At 29.5% G+C, this 21,472-nt stretch carries 16 protein-coding genes; 1 reads left to right on the top strand and 15 read right to left on the bottom strand.

Going from position 1 to position 21,472, the window contains the following annotated elements:
- Window positions 1-65 precede the first annotated feature (65 nt).
- The 8 genes from B2694_RS14030 to B2694_RS13995 form a co-directional block, all read right to left on the bottom strand.
- A complete protein-coding gene (locus B2694_RS14030) occupies window positions 66-1,229 on the bottom strand; it encodes a glycosyltransferase family 4 protein (protein WP_346886276.1) in 1,164 nt (387 codons plus the stop codon).
- Window positions 1,198-2,379 (bottom strand): O-antigen ligase family protein, encoded by a 1,182-nt coding sequence (locus B2694_RS14025; RefSeq protein WP_346886275.1) that lies wholly within the window; start codon window positions 2,377-2,379, stop codon window positions 1,198-1,200. The genes B2694_RS14030 and B2694_RS14025 overlap by 32 nt, the downstream gene beginning before the upstream one ends.
- 391 nt (window positions 2,380-2,770) lie before the next feature.
- Window positions 2,771-3,946: a glycosyltransferase gene (locus B2694_RS14020; RefSeq protein ID WP_346886274.1), complete on the bottom strand. Its 1,176-nt coding sequence runs from the start codon at window positions 3,944-3,946 to the stop codon at window positions 2,771-2,773.
- A 21-nt stretch (window positions 3,947-3,967) separates the two neighbouring features.
- Window positions 3,968-5,074 (bottom strand): glycosyltransferase family 4 protein, encoded by a 1,107-nt coding sequence (locus B2694_RS14015; protein ID WP_346886273.1) that lies wholly within the window; start codon window positions 5,072-5,074, stop codon window positions 3,968-3,970.
- 85 nt (window positions 5,075-5,159) lie between these two features.
- Window positions 5,160-6,260 carry a Gfo/Idh/MocA family oxidoreductase gene (locus B2694_RS14010; RefSeq protein WP_346886272.1) on the bottom strand — a complete coding sequence of 367 codons (1,101 nt, stop codon included), beginning with the start codon at window positions 6,258-6,260 and terminating at the stop codon, window positions 5,160-5,162.
- Between the two features lie 155 nt (window positions 6,261-6,415).
- Window positions 6,416-7,732 (bottom strand): nucleotide sugar dehydrogenase, encoded by a 1,317-nt coding sequence (locus B2694_RS14005; RefSeq protein WP_346886271.1) that lies wholly within the window; start codon window positions 7,730-7,732, stop codon window positions 6,416-6,418.
- A 51-nt stretch (window positions 7,733-7,783) separates the two neighbouring features.
- Window positions 7,784-9,625, bottom strand: coding sequence for a nucleoside-diphosphate sugar epimerase/dehydratase (locus B2694_RS14000; RefSeq protein WP_346886270.1), 1,842 nt, complete (start codon window positions 9,623-9,625; stop codon window positions 7,784-7,786).
- A gap of 181 nt (window positions 9,626-9,806) precedes the next feature.
- On the bottom strand, window positions 9,807-10,868 hold the full coding sequence (locus B2694_RS13995; protein WP_346886269.1) for a tetratricopeptide repeat protein: 1,062 nt from the start codon (window positions 10,866-10,868) through the stop codon (window positions 9,807-9,809).
- A gap of 382 nt (window positions 10,869-11,250) precedes the next feature.
- Between B2694_RS13995 and B2694_RS13990 the strand changes: the two genes are divergently transcribed.
- Window positions 11,251-12,741, top strand: a complete 1,491-nt coding sequence (locus tag B2694_RS13990) for an aminotransferase class I/II-fold pyridoxal phosphate-dependent enzyme (RefSeq protein WP_346886268.1) — start codon at window positions 11,251-11,253, stop codon at window positions 12,739-12,741.
- A 104-nt stretch (window positions 12,742-12,845) separates the two neighbouring features.
- Here B2694_RS13990 and B2694_RS13985 read toward each other — a convergent pair whose 3' ends face one another.
- The 7 genes from B2694_RS13985 to B2694_RS13955 all read right to left on the bottom strand — a co-directional run bounded on the left by B2694_RS13985 (window position 12,846) and on the right by B2694_RS13955 (window position 21,455).
- Entirely contained in the window at window positions 12,846-13,706 is an 861-nt protein-coding gene (locus tag B2694_RS13985; RefSeq protein WP_346886267.1) for a hypothetical protein, read from the bottom strand.
- A 271-nt stretch (window positions 13,707-13,977) separates the two neighbouring features.
- Window positions 13,978-14,553, bottom strand: a complete 576-nt coding sequence (locus B2694_RS13980) for an indolepyruvate oxidoreductase subunit beta (protein WP_346848610.1) — start codon at window positions 14,551-14,553, stop codon at window positions 13,978-13,980.
- A 1-nt stretch (window position 14,554) separates the two neighbouring features.
- Entirely contained in the window at window positions 14,555-16,321 is a 1,767-nt protein-coding gene (iorA, locus tag B2694_RS13975; RefSeq protein WP_346886266.1) for an indolepyruvate ferredoxin oxidoreductase subunit alpha, read from the bottom strand.
- Window positions 16,322-16,397: 76 nt separating this feature from the next.
- Window positions 16,398-17,294 carry a phosphate butyryltransferase gene (locus B2694_RS13970; protein ID WP_346886265.1) on the bottom strand — a complete coding sequence of 299 codons (897 nt, stop codon included), beginning with the start codon at window positions 17,292-17,294 and terminating at the stop codon, window positions 16,398-16,400.
- 250 nt (window positions 17,295-17,544) lie between these two features.
- Complete coding sequence (locus B2694_RS13965; RefSeq protein WP_346886264.1) at window positions 17,545-18,567, bottom strand: alpha-hydroxy-acid oxidizing protein; 1,023 nt, start codon at window positions 18,565-18,567, stop codon at window positions 17,545-17,547.
- A gap of 23 nt (window positions 18,568-18,590) precedes the next feature.
- Complete coding sequence (locus B2694_RS13960) at window positions 18,591-19,064, bottom strand: DUF523 domain-containing protein (protein ID WP_346886263.1); 474 nt, start codon at window positions 19,062-19,064, stop codon at window positions 18,591-18,593.
- Between the two features lie 24 nt (window positions 19,065-19,088).
- Window positions 19,089-21,455 (bottom strand): endonuclease MutS2, encoded by a 2,367-nt coding sequence (locus B2694_RS13955; protein WP_346886262.1) that lies wholly within the window; start codon window positions 21,453-21,455, stop codon window positions 19,089-19,091.
- Window positions 21,456-21,472 lie beyond the last annotated feature (17 nt).

Below are 21,472 nucleotides of genomic sequence, written 5' to 3'. Positions count from 1 at the left end.
AACGTAATTATTTCATGTTAATTAAAATGTTTTTATTGATTTTTCTTTATATATTGTAAAGCCTACTATAATGATTGATACAACTTAATTAATTTCTCGCTTTCACATTGCCAATTCAATTCTTCTTTTGCATTAATGCAGTTATCTACATAGACTTTATACATTTTATTATCAGATAGTATCTTATTAATAGCAGTAGCTATATTATTATCATCATCTGGATTTGTAACCTCTCCAACTCTATAATTAGTAACTATATCCTCCATGTCAGGATAATTACTACATAATACAGGTATTTCTGCTTGAATATATTCAAACATTTTATTTGGCAAACTATAGTAATAACTTAAACAAATATTTTTTATCATACTAACACCTAAATCTGCTGAAGCTGTATATTTTACTAGCACATCTGGAGAAACAGCAGGATGAAAATATACTCTATTTTCTAGATTCAACTCTTTAACATATTTCTTATAGCTTTCAACCATGCTACCATTACCTAGTACTACAAAAACTATTTTTTCATCTACTGATTTCATAGCTTCTATTAATTTTTCAATTCCTCTACCTTTACTGATTACCCCTTGATATATTAGTATTTTTTTAGTTTCATCTAATTTAAATTGTTTATGAAATAATTTTTCTTTTTTAACATTTTTGTATAAAAATGGTATATTTCTTATAAGTATCGGACTTTTTTGTAAATTATATACCTTTTTTAGATATTTAACTATTGATGGACTGACTGTAATAATTGAATCGCATTTTTTAATAACTTTCTTTTCTATAGAATTTTGAATATATAATAAAGATTTAGGCATAGTTATATTATTAGAGGCTTGAGACCATAATTCATGGGAATCATATATTAGTTTAATGTTCTCTTTACCTAACTTTCCTATTATCCTTTCGCCTATTGGTAATGTGTATACATCATGACAATGAACAAAATCTGGTTTGAATTTTATTGCTTCCTTCAAACACTTTTGCTTAAACTCCCAAAATTTAAAAGCCTGACTAAATTTATTTTTGCCTAATTTAGATCTTGTTGCTAGTTTAATTCTTTTTACTAAAAAAAATTGAAACTTTTCAACTTCCTTCAATCCATCATTGTGTAAAGCTAATACATTTACTTCAAAACCATTCTCTCCCAACGCATTAGCCTCTTTTATTATTCTTGAGTCATTAACAAAATCATTTTGAACAATCATTAGTATTTTTTTCAATAAAATTCATTCCTTCCCTTAAAACTATAAATCCTTCATTTTTCCAATTATATACAAACGAAAAACAAATACCCAATATAGTCCAGAATGGTGTAAACATTAAAATTGTACTTGGTGAAAAAGCTAGTACTACCATTATAATTCCTACAACTAAAAGCATAGTAGGAATAAACCAATCGTCATTAATAGTTTTTAATGTTATTATAAATGTATCCCATAACATCATACAATATATTAAAATTAAATATATGAACATACCTATACCAAAATCTCCAAGGTATTCGAACCATGAACTATGAATGTTGACTAATCCATTGGTGTTTCCTTTCCCCTCCACATACTTACCTATATTTCCAACACCATATCCTAAATATCTTTTTTCTCCTATTACACCTTCCAGAACATTTAAAATTAATGTTATTCTTTCATTTTCTGATCCTTCACCACCATACTCTAATTTTATTGGGGGTACTATTTCTGGTGTATCATTAATAGGAACTTTAAAAATTTCTTTTTTTACATTATTTATAATTAAAGAATCAGCAAACTTACCGTAATATGGATACATAAAATTAGGTAAAGATAATGCAACAAATATAAATAAAATCCAAATTGTTGTTACTACAGAACTAATCATATATGTTTTCCCAATATTTTTATTTTTAAATGTTAAAATTAATCCTCCTATAAATACTATAAGTAGAGTTAAGAATACAGTTAACCATCCTAATCTAGATCTTGTAAATATTAAATTAACTATTGATATTGAAATTAAAATATAAATAAAGAATTTTTCTTTTATTTTTTTTAGATGCAAACTATGTGTAAATAACATAGCAATCCCTAAATTAAGAACTACTGCATAATTATTGGGATTATAGAAAAAGGTAACTGGAATCCTTTTTGTATATTCATAGGTAATACCTGAATTAATATATATATTTTCTAATCCAATATTCACATTAAATATCTCTAATGTTCCTAAAAATAATATTCCTGCATATAAAATTAAAAAGAATCTCATAGTTTCTTTTAATTTATCTTTGTTATTATTCTCCATAAACATTAATGCAAAAAGTGCAATCATTATTACATACCTATACAAAGTTTTTACCGCTAAATATTTGTCTTCAGCTATAAATATACTCATAAATAAATACACAACGAAGATAATGAAAAATATTAAATATCTTTTACTATACCCTTTATTAAAACTTCTCCTACTTTTATGCTTATATAAATTATATAAATAAACAATTATATATAAAAAGTAAAATAGGAAAACAAATTTGCTATTACCCGAGGTAACACTTGCATAAAATAAGGTAGTAAAATAAAGATATCTTTTAGTATTAAACGTGAAATATTTATATATTAATATAGCAAAAATTAAATAAAATAAATATACTATAATTAAATCAGGTGTAGATATCATACTAATAATTATAATAATGATATTTATTAATAATATCATTTTATTCATTTGTATATTTGTTTTTTTCATAGTTTTCTCCCTTTAACATTATATAAGTATAGCGGAATCAGTCCTTATCTTTAGTAACGCTATTATAAATCTCTAGTTGTTTTTTCCCTATAGCTACATTACTAAAATTATCAATACAATATTGTCTTATCTCATTTTGATTATAATTACTATAGTTTACATATACATATTTTAATGCATGCGCTAACTCTTCAATATTATCAACTTCTACTAATTTACCAACCTTATCATTAACAATATCATAAGGTCCACCACAATTAGTGCTTACTATTGGAGTACCTGTAGATAATGCTTCAATTAATACAACTCCAAAAGTTTCAAATTTACTAGCCAAAGAAAATACATTGCAGTTTTGCATTTCCATTTTTACTTCTTTTCTATTTAATGAACCTAAGAATTCTATTTTTTCTTCTAATTCTAATTCTTTTACTAAATTCTCTAAATTCTTTCTTTCATCACCATCTCCACCTATTCTTAAAACAACATTATCATCTTTAAAAGCTAGATTAAATGCCTTTATTAGTATATCCATACCTTTATTCTTTTTTAAAAAAGCTACTGTGAAAAATGTGAATTTTTCTCTTCTTACATATTTCTTCATGGTGAAAAATTCTGTATCAACAGAATTTCCAATAATGTATACTTCCTTACCGTCCGTATACTCAGCTAATCTTTTTGCATAAGTAGAGCTCACTGCAAATATTTTTGAAGACTTTTTAAATATTTCTTTTATAGCTTCCTTCTTCCATTCTTCTATGTTAGTTAACACATAAGCTGATGAGTGTTCTGTAACTATATAGGGTATTTTATATTTCTCAGACAATTTCATAGCTACATAACCACCCCAAAGAGTACTTTGAGCATGTATTACATCAGGAATACCATATTTTTTTATATATTTTTCTCCCAATATTATTCCTTGTTTTACCCAATATTCAGCCTGCTTTCGAGGAAACCTTGGATATATATTCCATCCATGTTTTCTGAAAGTAATAAGTCCATCTTCTAAATGCTCTTTTGTTTGAAAATAGTTATTACGTAAATTAGTAAAATTCAATAGAGATAACCATCTAACTTCTGGATATATTATTCCAATTTTAGCACCTAACTTTTGAATATTAGTTGCTTGTTCTTTAAAAAATATACCTCTTAATTTATGTTCCTTAGTTAAATACCAAGATGGAATTACTAAAACATGAATATTATTGTTCATATATATCTCCTTTCATTAAAATTAATACTTTGAAAGCTTTCTATATAAGTTTAAAAGTCTTTCTTCACATATGCTCCAATTATATTTTTCTTTAACTATATTAACTCCATTTTTACCCATATTCATTGTAGAATTTAAATCATTTCCTAACTTAACAATTACATTTGATAATTCATTAACATCTGTTGGGTCAACAACAACTCCTGATTTCCCTTCATTAATTATACTTTTCATCATCGGAAAATCACTTGCAATAATTGCAGTTTCTGTCATCATATATTCAAATAACTTAATTGGTTCTGAATTTATATATCTCCAATTATCTGGTTGCAACAATACAAATCCAACATGTGCCATTGATAGATATTTAAAAACATCTTTATGTGGTATTTTACCAGTAAAAACAATTTCACCATCACTAATATTATCATTACACAGTTCCTTGACCTTTATTTCAAATTCATTTGTTTCAAATGGTCCAATAAAATAATATTTATATGGCTTATTTACTTTTTTTATAGCTTGTATAATTTTAAATATTCCTCGATCTTCTCTTAACCCCCCTACATAGATAAATGTAGGGGTTGAATTAAGTTTCTTAATATGTGGTTTATCAATTACAGGATAGTTTGGTATTAACTCTACCTTATCATTATAAGATTTAAATTTATTAATTAAAATATCATTTACACTGATAATATAGTCTGCTTTTTTTGCATTCCTTTTCTCATATCCATATATTAATTTAGTTATAATTGTCTTACCAAATTTAAAATGTTCTGCAAATCCCTGTGGATGATATTCATGAGAATCATAAATTATTTTGCACCCTAGCTTCTTCTTTAGCTTTATAGCTATTTGAAAAGAATCTGGTTCATGAGCATGATATATATCAGCATTAACTTCTAACGCTAGCTTATGCATTCTGTTCATAGGACGTAGTCTATCATGCCACGATTTTCGACCTTGAAAAGTCTTAACTTTAATACCATCCTCCGTAATAAAATCTTTATTACCTGGAGCAATTAAATATATATCACTATATTCTTTTTTTAAAGATAAAATTTCCTTATAATATATTCTATTATCAAATATATCATGACCAGATGTTAATATACAAATTTTCACTTATTACACCTCTTACTATATTTCCTTGTCATGTATAGTGTTTCAATTAATTAAGAATCTCATACTAATATACGAATTCTATTATTTACTTATTTTTCACTTTTTTCATATCCATAGTAGAAAAATCTCCTAGTGGAAACTTAACAGGCATACCTGTTGCCGTAGACTTATATGCAGCTAATATTATTTCTAATGGTTTTTTAGCCTCTTCTCCACTTACTAGTGGCTGTCTATCTTCTATGATAGAGTCTACTACATCTTTAAATAATAAAGTATGTCCAAATCCGTAAACACTATCTGGATCAGCTTCTTGAGCTGCTAAAACTTCCTCTTCACTTTCTTCTGAACCTTCAACTCTCCAAGTTTCAATTTTATTTACTGCAAGACCACCTATGCAAACAGCTGCCTTTTCCCCAAAAATACTTAATGTTTCCTCTAAATTCGTAGGATACACACAAGCACTTCCTTCTATTATTCCTATAGAGCCATTTTTAAACCTTATTAGTATAGCTCCAAAATCTTCAGCATCAATATCTCTTAAGAAAGTATCACATTGAGCATATACTGTATCAACATCTGAACACATCATCCATTGTAGTAAATCTATATTATGGATACATTGATTCATTAATGTTCCACCATCAAGTTCATAAGTCCCTCTCCAAGGAGCTTGCTCATAATATCCCATGTTTCTATTCCAAAGTATTCTTGCTGTACCATTAACCATCTTGCCAAAATTATTTGCTTCAACTTCACTTCTTAGTTTTTGAATAGCAGTATTAAATCTATTTTGATGTGATACACATAATTTAACATTGTTTTCTTTAGCACAAGCTATCATTTCATCAGCATCTTTAATTGATAACGCCATTGGTTTTTCAACTATAACATGCATATGTTTTTCCATACAATTTATAGCAATTTCTGGATGATATCCGCTTTCAGTTGCTATATACACTATATCTATATCTTCTTTTTCTAACATTTCTTTATAATCTTTATATGTATTTACTATTGCATCCTTACCTAACTTTTCGATATACTCATCTTTTTTAGCAATAGCTTTTTCTTCAATAGGGTCACAAGTTGCTACTAATTGCAAACTCTCCTTATTATTCACCACTGCTTCTATTCCCTTATAAGATATTCTTCCACATCCAATAACAGCTACATTAAAAATTTTCATATTTAATTCCTCCTAATATATTTTCAGGACTAAGACTAAACTCAAACCCTTTAAATATAGTTAATTATTTGCTACATTTTCCACTTAATTTTTATTCATAATTTTTAGATACAGTACTATTTTTGTACTGTATCTAAATTCAATCCCTAAATATGTTAAAGTTTATTTATTTTATCTCTATTTTTTTGAACATTCTTTGTCGCATTTCTTGTATCGTAAAGGAGCTTAGCCTTTTCAACCATTAATTCATAGTCATAACAACTGTGATCTGTAGTGATAATTACTATATCTGCATTATCAATTTCTTTTTGCCAATCTACTGATATATATTCAATACCTTTATGTTTAAAAGATGGGATATATGGATCATTAATCATTATCTCCGCACCATTTTTCTCTAATATGTCAAGGACTTTCAATGTTGGTGATTCTCTCATATCATCTATATCTTTTTTATATGCTGCACCCATAACAAGTACTTTTGCGCCATTTAATGCCTTTTTATGTCCGTTTAAAAGCTTCATCACATTCTCAACTACAAATTCTGGCATAGAATCATTAATTATACCCGAAGTCTCTATAAGTTTTGTGTGATAATCATACTCTTTAGCCTTCCATTCTAAGTAGAATGGATCTAGTGGTATACAGTGGCCACCAAGACCTGGACCTGGATAGAATGGCATAAACCCATAAGGCTTAGTTTTCGCAGCTTCAATAACTTCCCAAACGTCAATTCCCATCCTCTTACACAATATTGCCATTTCATTAGCTAAGGCTATATTTATATTTCTAAAGGTATTTTCAAGAATTTTTTCCATCTCAGCTACTGCTGGTGACGATACCTCCATAATTTCTCCATCTAATACACATCTGTATAAAGTTCCTGCAACCTCAGTACACTCTGGTGTACATCCACCTACAACCTTAGGTGTATTTTTAGTGTTATATTCCTTATTACCGGGATCTACTCTTTCTGGTGAAAATGCTAAAAAGAAATCTTCTCCACATTTTAATCCACTTTCTTCAAGAATTGGTTTTATAACTTCATCCGTTGTTCCAGGATAGGTTGTGCTCTCAAGAATTATAAGCATTCCTCGCTTTAAGTATTTTGCTACATCTTTTGTTGAGTTAACTACATAGGATAAGTCCGGCTGTTTATAAAGATCAAGAGGTGTTGGTACAGCTATACATACTGTATCTACTTCTTCTATGAAACTAAAATTCGTAGTTGCTTTTAGCTTACCTGCTTTAACAAGGTCTGATAAGTCATTATCTACTATATCACCTATATAATTTTCTCCATTGTTAACCATAGCAACTTTTTTATCTTGAACATCAAATCCTATAACTTCATATCCCGCTTTAGCTTTTTCTACTGCTAGAGGAAGTCCTACATATCCAAGACCTACTACACCTAGTTTAGCTGTTTTATTCTTTAATTTTAATAATAAATCTTCCTTTAATTGACTCATAATTGTTCCTCCCATTAGTAATTTATTAGATTACACAATTCGTTACATATCTTAGTCTCTCTTTCTTTTATATGTAGGAACTTTCTCTTCAAGCAATTTTATTATTTCTTCTTTACTCATATTATCTACATTTCTAAACTGTTTTATAGCTTCTTCAATAAATTCTATAGTAGCATCTTTAGGTTTTTCTACAAAAATTTTATTATGCTCTGTAGATGTAAGTGCTACTTCATCCATTAAAAGCTCTTCATACAACTTTTCACCTGGTCTTAATCCCACATATTCTATTTTAATATCTACATCTGGCTTATATCCAGATAATGTTATTAAATCTCTTGCTAAATCAACCATTTTAACCGGTTTACCCATATCTAATACAAATATCTCTCCACCATCTGCAAGACCACCAGCTTGAATAACTAATTGAGCAGCCTCAGGAATAGTCATAAAGAACCTTGTTATTTCTGGATGGGTTACAGTTACTGGTCCACCCTTTTCAATTTGCTTTTTAAATAGCGGTATTACTGAACCATTACTTCCAAGAACATTTCCAAATCTAACTGCTACATAATCTGTTTTACTAACTTCATTAAAAGCTTGAATTATAAGTTCACAAAATCTTTTAGTGGCTCCCATTACATTAGTTGGATTTACTGCCTTATCTGTGCTAATTAAAACAAACTTTTTAACATTATATTTATTACAGCATTTAGCTACATTATATGTACCTAAAATATTATTTTTAATAGCATCCCCTGCATTTCCCTCCATTAAAGGTACATGCTTATGAGCTGCTGCGTGGAATACCACTTCTGGTTTGTGCTCGTCAAATATTTGATCTATTCTTATCATATCTCTTACAGAAGCAATAATTACTTGTTTATTTATTTCTGGATAGTTTCTGTTAAATTCCATTTCTAAATCATAAGCATTATTCTCATATATATCCAGGATAATTATTTTTCTAGGTGAGAATTTTGCTATTTGTCTAATAATTTCAGACCCAATACTTCCACCACCACCAGTAACTAGTATTGTTTTATTTTTTATATATCTTTCTATATGCTCCGATTTTAGCTTTATTGATTCTCTTCCCAATAAATCATCAATGTTCACATCTCTCATATGATTTACATTTATGCTATCATCAATAATTTTATAAATACCTGGCATGGTTTTAATATTTTTTGTCACCTGCTTACATATATCTAAAATTTCTTTCTTAGTATTCTTATCCACTGATGGCATCGCAAGCATTATTTCATCAACTTTGTTTTGCTTACAAAAGGATATAATCTTATTTCTATCTCCTACAACCTTTACTCCATGAATCCTCTTACCTATCTTATTTATATTATCATCAATCAACCCAACAATTTTATAGTGCAAAGTACTATTATTATTTATTTCTTTAATAAGTATAGCTCCAGCATCTCCAGCACCTATAATTAACAAATTCTTTTTTTTGTTAATCGGTCCTTTATCTGTTCCATTATTCTCCATGATTCTATATAAAAATCTAACTCCACCTAAGCTTATTACGCTCAATAACCAAAATATAATATGAACAGTTATTGGAAATCTAAAAAATCTACTTTTTAACATAGTGTGGCTTATAAAATAACCATAGATTATAAATACTATATTAGAAGCAGTCATAGAATATACTATCGATAATAACTCCTCAACAGATGCATATTTCCAAATATTACTATATAGTTTGAATATCATATTAAATATAATTGTTAATGCTACAACTGGAAATATTGATAATATAAAAAACTCTCTATAATCAGGTTGGATCCTGAAATCAAATTTTAGTAATAAAGCCAAATATAAACTTATTGCGACAAGAATTACATCCAAAACTATATTTTTATTTTCTTTTTTCATAACTTCACTTCCTAAATCAATTATGGTAATCAAATACTTCAAGATGTTTTGAAATGCAAATTTCAAAAGTTTATCACAGTTATTATACTGTTTTTTGCATGTAAACACAATTGCATTCAAAGTTATTCATAAAATATTATTTAATTATTTATATTCTATTGATACATTCTTTTTCATTTGATTATCCTAATGTTTCTTCAAGTTCCTTTACAATTTCATCCTCTGGATTTAACTTTTTAGCTATATCTAAATGTATTTTTGCTTGATTAAAATCCTTAATATTTATATAACACATTATTAAATTAGTGCATACCTCTATAGATTTGGTAACCTCAAATACTTTCCTTAAATACTTAATTGCAGTTTCGAAATCATTCAAGCAAGCATAGTTTATCCCAAGTTCATTAAATACCTGAACATAGTTACTATCTATAGATAATGCTTCATTTAAATAGTATATAGCTTTTTCATAGTTTTGTAAAATTCTATAAGAAACTGCAATATAATAAAATATCTCAGCACTATCCCCTAATACATCTATTAGTGGTAATAATACTTCTAACGCTTTCTTTGGTTCTTCATATACAAGTTCTTTCCCCTTATCAAAAGAATTGATTATATCTAGATTCTCTTTTAAAACCTCAACCTCTTCACTCACATTTCCTCCCAATGATATATATTGTTTGATATTAAAATGAGCTTTTTCAAAATCTTTATCTTCATAACTTACTAAGGCTGAATAATAATAGGGTTGTGGATAATCCTTAATCTCTTTTCCAATTTCAATAAGTTTAATAACCTCTTCTTTAAATACAATATTATTTTTTCTCATTCCATCAATTAAAATAAAAGCTTTATTTAAATTATCTGTTGTAATTTCAACTTCCAATAATCCTTTTAATAATATATATCCATCTTCATACTTTTCATTTTTAATATTCTCAAATATTTTTCCTTTTATATAATTAACGCTATTAGGAATGGATTTTATTATTTCCTTATATACATGATTAAATTTAAAGTTTTTATCTGCTCCTAGTGCATAAAAAATTCCCTCTATAAAAAAATTAACAGGAATATTAGATAAATCATCTCCTTCTTTAGTTTTGGAAACTATTTTATCTGAATTTACTGGTAGATATATATTATCTTTAAATACATATTCATTTATTTTGCTACCTTTTTTTATTTCAAGAAATAGCATTTTCTCAAGTTTTTCTAAAAAATAATTTTCATTACTCATAATGCACCTTCTTACTATCCTATATTTTTTAATTTATTCCACTAAACTATATTACCATTTATTTTATTTTTAATCATCTGTTTTTTGTATAAAGTAATATTTTCGTAATTTTTTTATTTTTTATATAGCACAATTTAATAAACGCATAAAATTTATATGCTTTATTATACATTTATAATCTTATAACTCATATAATAAGTAAAACATTATAAATATTTAATTATAAACCAAAATCTTATTGCATTGATACTAATATTATTCTATAATAAATTTGTTTTATAACTTTATAAATATTATATTTGGAGTAAAATTATTATAGGGAGGTCATTAAATTATATTATTGATATCTCTATACTTTATAAATTAGAAAGAGGGTATGGAATTGTATAAGTTAAACCAAAATGAAACCCCATTATTTGATGCCTTAATGGAATATGTGAATAGAGACACTCTTCCATTCCATGTTCCTGGGCATAAAAAAGGTGTTGGAGTAGACATAGATTTTAAAAACTTCATGGGCGAAAATCCGTTTAAGATTGACGTTACAGTTTTTAAACTAGTAGATAGTTATCATCATCCAACAGGTCCTATAAAAAAAGCTCAAGAATTAGCTGCTGATGCCTACGGTTCAGATGCATGCTTTTTCTCTGTTCATGGAACATCCGGTGCTATTCAAGCAATGATTCTTTCTGTAGTGGGCGCTGGTGACAAAATAATAATTCCTAGGAATGTTCATAAATCCATTACTGGAGGAATTATCTTAGCTGGTGCTATCCCTGTATATATGCAACCTGAGTTAGATAAAAAGATAGGAATTGCAAATGGAGTTACACCTGAAACAGTAAGAACTACATTGGAAGCTAATAAAGATGCTAAAGCTGTTCTTATAATCAATCCAACTTATTATGGTGTATCTACAGACATTCAGCAAATTGCTGATATCGTTCATGAATATGATATTCCTTTAATAGTTGATGAGGCTCATGGACCACATTTAAACTTTAATAAAAGTTTACCTATGTCTGCCATGGAAGCTGGTGCTGATATCTGTGCTCAAAGTACTCATAAAATTATTGGTGCTTTAACTCAAGGATCTCTACTTCAAGTTAACTCTAAAAGAGTAAGTATTCCAAGGGTAAAACAGGTTTTAAACTTAATGCATACAACTTCGCCTTCTTATATTCTAATGGCTTCATTAGATACTGCTAGAAGACAAATTGCATTGGGTGGAGAAGAATTACTAGATAAAACAATAGAACTTTCTAATTATGTTAGAGATGAAGTTAATAAAATCCCTGGTTTCTATTGCTTTGGCGAAGAAATCTTAGGAGTTCCTGGAGCATATGCCTTTGATCCAACTAAAATTACAATAACTTGTAGAGATTTAGGTATAACTGGTTATGATTTGGATATGATTTTAACAAACAAGTATCATATTCAAATGGAACTTTCGGATTTATATAATGTCCTTATTGTAGGTTCCTTTGGCGATACTGAAGAGGGCATGGAAAGACTTTTAAGAGCTTTGAGAGAAATCAGTGATGACTATTATGGCAAGGGTACTGCTAAAGCAGACTTCATAGACATTCCTTCCATTCCTGAGCAAATACAAATTCCTAACGAAGCCTTCAACAGTGTTAAAACTTCTGTTAGAATTAAAAATAGCGTAGGCATGATTAGTGGTGAATTCCTAATGGCTTATCCACCAGGAATACCTGTACTATGCCCGGGAGAAAAAATCACACAAGAAATTGTAGATTATGTTCAACAACTAAAAGATACAGGTCTTTATGTTCAAGGTACTGAAGATCCTGAAGTTGAGTATATAAATGTAGTTAAAGATGAGGATGCAGTATTTATTAACGTTGAATAATAAATGTGAATTTTATATTATATAAATTATAATAATTAAAGGTATGATATCTCTCGGATACATACCTTTAATTATTTTTATTAATCTTTAAGCGTATTGCTTTGTTAATTTTTTTTCTTATTTCTTAACTCTAATAATTTAAATTCAGCATTGGTTTTTCCTGAATTTACTATACTTTTTAAATACTGATTATAAGACATGTTAATAATGCTTTCATAAGCTCTAATTAAACTTTCAAAATAACCCATCATATAGTTTACCTTCATTAATGGATCTGTATAAGATATATTAAATCTTATAGTATATTTTTTCCTTACTTTCTCTGCCGCCTTTTTTAAGCAGTTATAACTTGAAGATCCTTTAGCTATGAGTATCACCTTTTCATAATTACATGCCATCACTTCTTTATATGCTGGCATACATGCTTCAATAATATTTTCATCAAAGTATTTCTGTTTTGATGTTTCTTCCTGTACTACCTTAAGAAAATCTTGTAATTTCAAGTTAGTTTTAGCTCTAAGTTCTATTAGTTTTGATAATATATCTTTAACCTTTTCAACTTCCTTATGTTCAATATCATGTTTTTTATTCATTTTCTCAATGATTTCAAAGCCTTTCATCATTAATTCCAAATCAGTTTTATTTTTTTCTACTTCTTCTTCATTTTGAAGAGCCTTAATTATACTACCAATATCATCATTTAAGAATGCTTCCATGAAAAAGAATATTCTTCCTAGTCTCATTATTGTTTTCTCATCTTCTACTACTTTATTATTTGCATCAATATATATATATCCCTTTTTCTTACCAATTAAGCTGGCAATACCTTTCTTTTCAAATATTACCTCTTTATATGTATTTCCCAAAAATAGCGCTGGATCAGATATCTTAATATCTTCAAATAACTTACTATATTTTTTTATAGCTTTTTTTTCTTCTGAATTTGGTGCTTTGTATATTCCCATTAATTATCCTCCCATAGTAATTTTACTTATATAATTATGAATAGTAACCACTAAACTTAATATATTCTTATTATCATTAGATCTACTTTTCAGACTTTTATTATAATATATTATATCAGAAAATAATGAAAATCATATAAATTTATTGCTTATATAAAAAATATTAGCTTTACCTCTATATAATAGAGTAAAGCTAATATTTTATAGAAACTTATTCTAAACCTTATAATGAACAAGCTTCAACCATGAAATTAACTCTTCTGATTTTCCTCTATACTTCCATTCCTGCAACTAAAGCTTTCTTATTTAACTCTACAGCCTTTGCTGGAACTAATGAAGCTACAACCTCTTCCCAATTTACTTCCTTTATATCTAGGGCTTTAAGTAACGCTCCTAGTAATACAACGTTTTGCGCTTTCATATTACCTAGATCTTTTGCAATTTCTGCTGCTTTAATTATAACTGTATTTTCTGCTGTAGATCTTAGTGCCTCATTTACACCCTCTGGATATTTTTCTAGTCCTATTAGTACTGGTACAGGATGAATTTCATAATCATTTACTATTAAATGTCCACCTTCTTTTAAATAAGGTAGTGCTCTTAGTGCTTCACTTTTTTCAAAAGCAACTATGGCATCTGCTTTTCCTTTTTCTATTAACGGAGAATAGACTTTTTCTCCAAATCTAACTTGAGTAGTAACACTTCCTCCTCTTTGAGCCATTCCATGAACCTCAGACATTTTAACGTCATAGCCATTTCTTAACAAGCCTTCAGATAATATTTTTGAAGCTAGGATAGTTCCTTGTCCTCCTACACCTATAAATAATATACTTTTTACTTCCTTCATATTATTCACCAACCTTTTCTATAGCATCAAATGGACAAACTTGCTTACATATTTCACAACCATTGCACATGCTTTCATCTATTTCCACTACACCATTTTGGAATTTCAATGCTGGACATCCCGTTTTTAAGCACATTTTACATTTCTTACATTTCTCTACATCAACTTTACACTTTAAGTTAGCTCTTTTCTTTAATACGTCTTTTATTAAAGCACAAGGTTGTTTTGTAATAATTACAAAAGGTTCTGTGCTATCATGAGCTTCTTTTACAGCCTTTGAAGTTTCTTCTATTTTATATGGATCTACTACCTTTATATTTTCCTTTTTAATACCACATGCAAGGACTAAAGCTTCAATATCTACCATTGGAGCTTCTCTATTTTGAAGGGTTCTACCTGTTCCTGGATTTTCTTGGTGCCCTGTCATTCCTGTGATTCTGTTATCAAGAATTACAGTTACTATCGGTGTATTGTTATAAACACTTTCAATTAATCCAGTTACTCCTGAATGGAAGAACGTTGAATCTCCAATAAATGCAAATACCTTTTTATCTTCTCTATTAGCTACTATACTAGCTCTTTCCATTCCTACACCAGCTGATATAGAAGCACCCATGCAAATTACAGTGTCAGTTACACTAAGTGGTGCATTCATACCAAGAGTATAGCATCCAATATCTCCAGAAGCTATTACATCCTTATATTTTGATACTGCATAGAATATTCCTCTGTGAGGACATCCTGGACATAGTACTGGTGGTCTAGAAGGTGGGTTAGTATCTGCTGTATAAGTTATTTTATTTTCTTCTCCTAAAATACCTCTTCTAATAATGTCTGGATTTAGTTCTTCACATATAGGAATAACTTCCTTACCTATGCAGCTAATTCCTAAAGCTTTAACTGAATTTTCTAAGTATGGATCATTCTCTTCTACTACATATAATTTTTCTACCTTAGATGCAAACTCTTTAATCATTTCATCTGGTAATGGGTAAGAGAAACCTATCTTTAGGTATGATGCATTGTCTCCAAAAACTTCTCTACAATATTCATAAGAAATACCACTAGTAATTATACCTATCTTTGTATTGCCCATTTCCATTTTATTAAGCTTTGTAGTATTAGAATATTGTCTTAGCTTCTCTAATCTCTCTTCTACTTCATAGTGTTTAATTTTTGAATGACCCGGAGTCATTATATATTTTTTAATATTTTTTTCATATGGCTTCACTTCTACAGCTTGTTTATCTCCAACCTCTACTACTGTTTTAGAGTGTGAAATTCTAGTTGTAACTCTAAATAAAACTAATGTATCAAATTTTTCACTTATTTCATATGCTTCCTTCATATAGTCAATACATTCTTGTGAGTTTGATGGTTCAACCATTGCAACCTTAGCATGAGGAGCATAAAATCTGTTATCTTGCTCATTTTGAGAAGAGTGCATTCCTGGATCATCAGCAGTTACAACTACAAAACCTCCGTTAACTCCTTCATATGCCATAGTAAATAATGGGTCAGCAGCCACATTAAGTCCTACATGCTTCATTGTAGTAAGCACTCTTGCTCCTCCAATAGATGCACCTGATGCTACTTCAAAACCAACCTTTTCATTTGGTGCCCATTCTGCATATACACCTTCATATAATGCAAAGTTCTCTAATATTTCTGTACTAGGTGTTCCTGGATAAGCTGATGCTACATGACATCCAGCTTCATAGGCACCTCTAGCGATGGCTTCATTACCAGTCATTATAACCTTTTTCATATTCACATTCCCCCATTACAATTTATCTTTTAATAATTAATTAACTATCCTACTTCAATTATTCCCCAATAATTGTTTACCCTAAAATACTACCTAATGCTATTGAATAAAGCTTGGATTTTGCACTATCTGCTCTAGAAACCAATACTACAGGGCATTTTGCACCTACAATTACTCCAGCACTTTCAGCACCGGCAAAATAAGTCATAGACTTTCCTAGGAAGTTTCCAGCTTCAATATTAGGTACAAGAAGTATATCCACTTCTCCTGCTACATCACTTACAATTCCTTTGTGGTGAGCCGCTTCCTTAGATATAGCGTTATCAAGTCCCAGTGGACCATCTATTATGCAACCTTTAATTTGTCCTCTCTTATTCATTGCTGAAAGAGCTGCTGCATCTAAAGTTGCCTGCATTGATGGATTAATCACTTCTACAGCACAAATTGGTGCTACCTTTGGCATATCTATCTCTAGTGCTTTTGCCACTGTTACTGCATTCTTTAATATTCCTATTTTATCTTTTAATTCTGGATATGGCACCATTCCTCCATCGGTAAGAAGTAATAGCTTATCATAAGACTTTACATCATATACCATTACATGAGATAGTAGATTATTTGTTCTTAGATTTGCTTCCTTATTAAGTACAGCTTTTAATAAATCTGAAGTTCCAAGTAATCCTTTCATTACATAATTAGCTTCGCCCATTGTAACCAATTCCACAGCCTTTGCTGCAGCCTTAGTTATGTCACACTCATTAATTATTCTTACTCTAGATAAGTCTATATTAGAATCTTTTGCTATAGTTTTAATTTCATCTTCATTTCCAACTAATATAGCATTTATAATACCCATGTCCACTGCCTTTATCACTGCTTCTAGAACAACATTGTCTTGTGCTACTGCTACTGCCATAGTTTTCTTTTCTTTTTTCTTTGCTAATTCTAACAATTCTTCTAAACTTTTAACCATATTTTCACTCCTTATGTATAGGTTTACTAAAAAAATTGAAATAAGTAGTAGATATCCAACACTTTTTTTATAATATTTTATATTTTCTTACTTTTAAGTATAATGTGTAATCCTTTCCGAGTCAATTTTAACTGCTAAAGTGTAATAGTATATTTTTTATTTAAAATTAACAAAAATAGATATCTTAAATTATACAATTTAAGATATCTATTAAAAATTTTTATTACTTTAAAAAACTTTACTTATGCGATTATTTTCTTTGGAATATAATTCTCTTATCTATACTATCTACATCTTTACATCCCGTAAGTACCATAGCAGATTTTAACTCTCCCTTTAATCCATGAACATAAGTTTTTACACCATCACTTTTACCACCAAAGGATGCAGTTACAAAAGGCCTTCCTATTAATACAGCATCTGCACCAAGGGCTAAGAATTTAAGTACATCTACTCCTGTTCTTACTCCTCCATCAGCTAAAATCTTAACTTTACCCTTTACTGCTTTTGCTATATCTTCAAGAACATCTGCTACACCTGGAGTTTCATCTAAAACTCTACCTCCATGGTTAGAAACTACTATAGCATCTACACCTGCTTCTACTGCAAGTAATGCTTCATCTACTGTCATAATTCCCTTTAGTATAAATGGAAGTTTAGTACTATTAACTAATTCCTTTATCTCCTTTACTCCTTTAGGCATTACTGGCTTCCCATGAAGAGCTAAAGTTATAAGTCCACAGGCATCTATATCCACGCCTACGGCAAATGCTCCTGACTCCTCAGCTAATTTTATCTTTTCAATTATATTTTTATTTTCCCATGGTTTTATAAATACAATACCTTCACCATTAAACTCCTTTAACACCTTTAAATTAGTTGTTAAAAATGAATCTACTGCTGTATCTCCTACCATTGGGTATATACCTGCATCTAAAGTACCTCCAATAACCCAAGAAATATACTCTTCTTCAGAATACTTTCCGCCCATGTTAAGAGTAGTTCCTGAAACTGGAGCTGCAAAAACTGGTATATCTAACTTCTTACCAAAAATCTCAATAGCTGTATCTGGATCCTTAGCATCGTGAATTACGCGCATATTAAGCTTATATCTTTCAAGAGCTCTAATGTTTTCTGCAAATGCATTTCCAGTACCTTTTCCACCCATACCTGGGACTTCTCCTGCACAAACAATTCCATTGCATACATTACATACTTTACAGCTATTATTTAAATTAACTCTAGCTTCTTTTCTAACATCACTATAATTCATAAAATCCCCACCTAACTATAAACTTAAATATTATTTTCCTCAAAGAATTTATCTAATTCATCTTCAGTATAAATCTTTATATTATTTCTAATTAAAAGCTCTGCAGTTACTCCATTACCCGTTTTTTTACCACCTGAAAAAGTACCATCATATATAATTCCTTTTCCACAAGATGGACTCCTTGCCTTTAAAATAGCTGCATCAATTTTTAACTCTCTAGCTATATTTAATGTTTCCTCTGCGCCTTTAATAAATTCAGCAGTTACATCATCACTTACATCTCTTCCCAAAACCCTACATTTTCCATCTAAAACCATAGCACCATCACCATTTACAACCTCATGAGCCTCCCTAGGAGTCGCCTGTCCTCCAAGTTGCTCTGGACATACTGGTATAGCCTTTCCTTGTCTTAAAAGTTCAAGAACTTTTTCATTTAAATTATTGTTACCGTCATATTTGCAGTTAATACCACAAAGACATCCACTTACTAAAATCATTTCGTCAACCCCTATACTCTAGTATTACTTTAACTCAACCACAGTAACTCCTGTTCCACCTTCTCCATAATTACCAAGTCTATAGCTTTTAACATGGGGATGATGTTTTAACAAATCAGTGATAGAACTCTTAAGTACTCCTGTTCCTTTACCATGAATTACTGTAACTTCGCCGAGACCACCAAGATAAGCCTCATCTAAATACTTATCTGTGGTATAAATAGCCTCCTCGGAATCCATACCCCTTAAGTCTACTGAAGATGATACTGCTTTTAGATTAAGCTTAGCTTCTCTTCTTTGAACCTTAGCTTTTTTCTTATCTTCACTAGATATTTTTCCCTTCCTTAAATCCTTAAGCTTTACAGAGATTTTCATTATTCCAGCTTGAACTTGAACTTCTCCCTTATTATCCACCTGGGATACTACTATAACATTTTGATTTAAAGATGGAAGATATACCTCCTGTCCTTGAGTTACAGAAGTTAATCCTTCTCCTTTAGGCTCGTCTTTTTTACTTAATTTTTCTTCCATGTTGTCAAGAGAATCCTTTATCTTCTTTCTTTCATTCTCTATTTTAGTTCTTGCTTCTGAAGAATAGCCTAACTTTTCAAGTTCTCTTATGTTTTTAACAATGGAATCAGCTTCTTCCTTAGAAGCTTTTATAAGCTCTTTAGCCTCTCGTTGTGCTTCATAGATAGCTTTTTCTCTAACATTTTCAAACTTATATAACTTTTCTTCATATTTATTTTTTAATTTTTCAGCTTCTGCTTTTAAACCTTCTGCCTTCCTAGCATCATTTTCTGCTTTAATGCTCTTTTGTTGAAGATTTTGTATTAACTCTTCAAACTTTAAGCTCTCTGTGGAAATATTTTCTTTAGCACTATTTATAATATACTCTGGAAGACCAAGCCTTCTTGATATTTCAAAGGCATTAGATTTACCTGGCACACCTATAAGCAAATTATAAGTTGGTCTTAAAGTTTCAACATCGAATTCTACAGAGCCATTTTCTACTCCAACAGTTTTTAAAGCATAACCTTTAAGTTCACTATAGTGGGTAGTTGCTACTATTTTTGTATTTCTATCTCTTAAATTATCCAAAATACTCATAGCAAGAGCTGCACCCTCCGTTGGGTCTGTTCCCGAACCAAGCTCATCAAAAAGTGCTAAAGTATTTTCATCTGCTTCATTAATAATATTTACTATATTAGTCATATGAGACGAGAAAGTAGATAAACTTTGTTCTATACTTTGTTCATCACCAATATCAGCAAATATATTTGAGAATACACTAACAGCTGAACCTGCTCTTGCAGGAATCATCATTCCACTCATTGCCATAAGCTCTATTAAACCTACAGTTTTTAGTGTTACAGTTTTACCTCCTGTATTAGGACCTGTAATTACTAAAGAAGTAACCTCTCTACCAAGATAAATAGTGCTTGGTACTACTACCTTTTGGTCTATTAAAGGATGCCTAGCCTCTATTAAATCTATAATTCCTTTATCATTTACCTCTGGGCATATACAATTTAATTCATTTGCATACTTAGCTTTTGCAAATATGAAATCTAACTCCCATATTATACTTCCATTATTCTCTATAACATCAATGTTACCTGCAATTTTTAAGGTAAGTTCTTTAAGAATTCTATTAATTTCTGCCTTTTCTTTATTTCTAAGCTCTCTTATTTCATTATTAAGATCCACTAATCCCATAGGCTCTATAAATAATGTAGCACCTGTACCGCTCTGGTCATGTATAAGTCCCTTAACCTGTTCTTTGTACTCAGATCTTACAGGAAGCACATATCTATCTCCTCTTACGGTATAAAGGCTTTCTTGAAGATATTTAGAGTAGGTTCTAACCATGCTGTTAACTCTATCTTTAATGGAAGAACTTTTATCTTTTAGTTTCTTTCTAATTATAAATAAAGTTTCACTAGCTTTATCTGCAATTTCATCCTCTCCAATAATAGCTCTAAAAATTTCATCTTCAATATTCTTAAAAGGAACTATACCTGCTATTATATCTTCCAAAACTCTATAAGTTGTTTCCTCGTCCTTACTCTGTACATATTCCTTAAAATTTCTAGAACTTTTAAGCATATTACCAATTCTAAGTAATTCTACTGGCATAAGTGTAGAATTTTTCTTAGCTCTTAAAAGCGCTTCCCTAACATCATATATTCCTTCAAATGGTGGTGCACTTTTTGTAGTTAATAAAATTAATGCTTCCTTAGTCTCCTCTAAATGCTCTTTGATTTCATAGAGATTGTTATATGGTTTCAGATTATCAATTAAATCTTTCCCCGCTTTTGTAACTGTATACTTTTTTAATATTTCCTTGATTTTATAATACTCAAGTACTTTAAAGGTCTTTTCATTCATTTCTTATCCCCTACTTT

It is taken from the genome of Clostridium sp. UBA4395, assembly GCF_002390995.1.
GTDB lineage: Bacteria > Bacillota > Clostridia > Clostridiales > Clostridiaceae > Clostridium_J > Clostridium_J sulfidigenes.
This window is presented reverse-complemented; position numbering and strand designations above follow the sequence as displayed.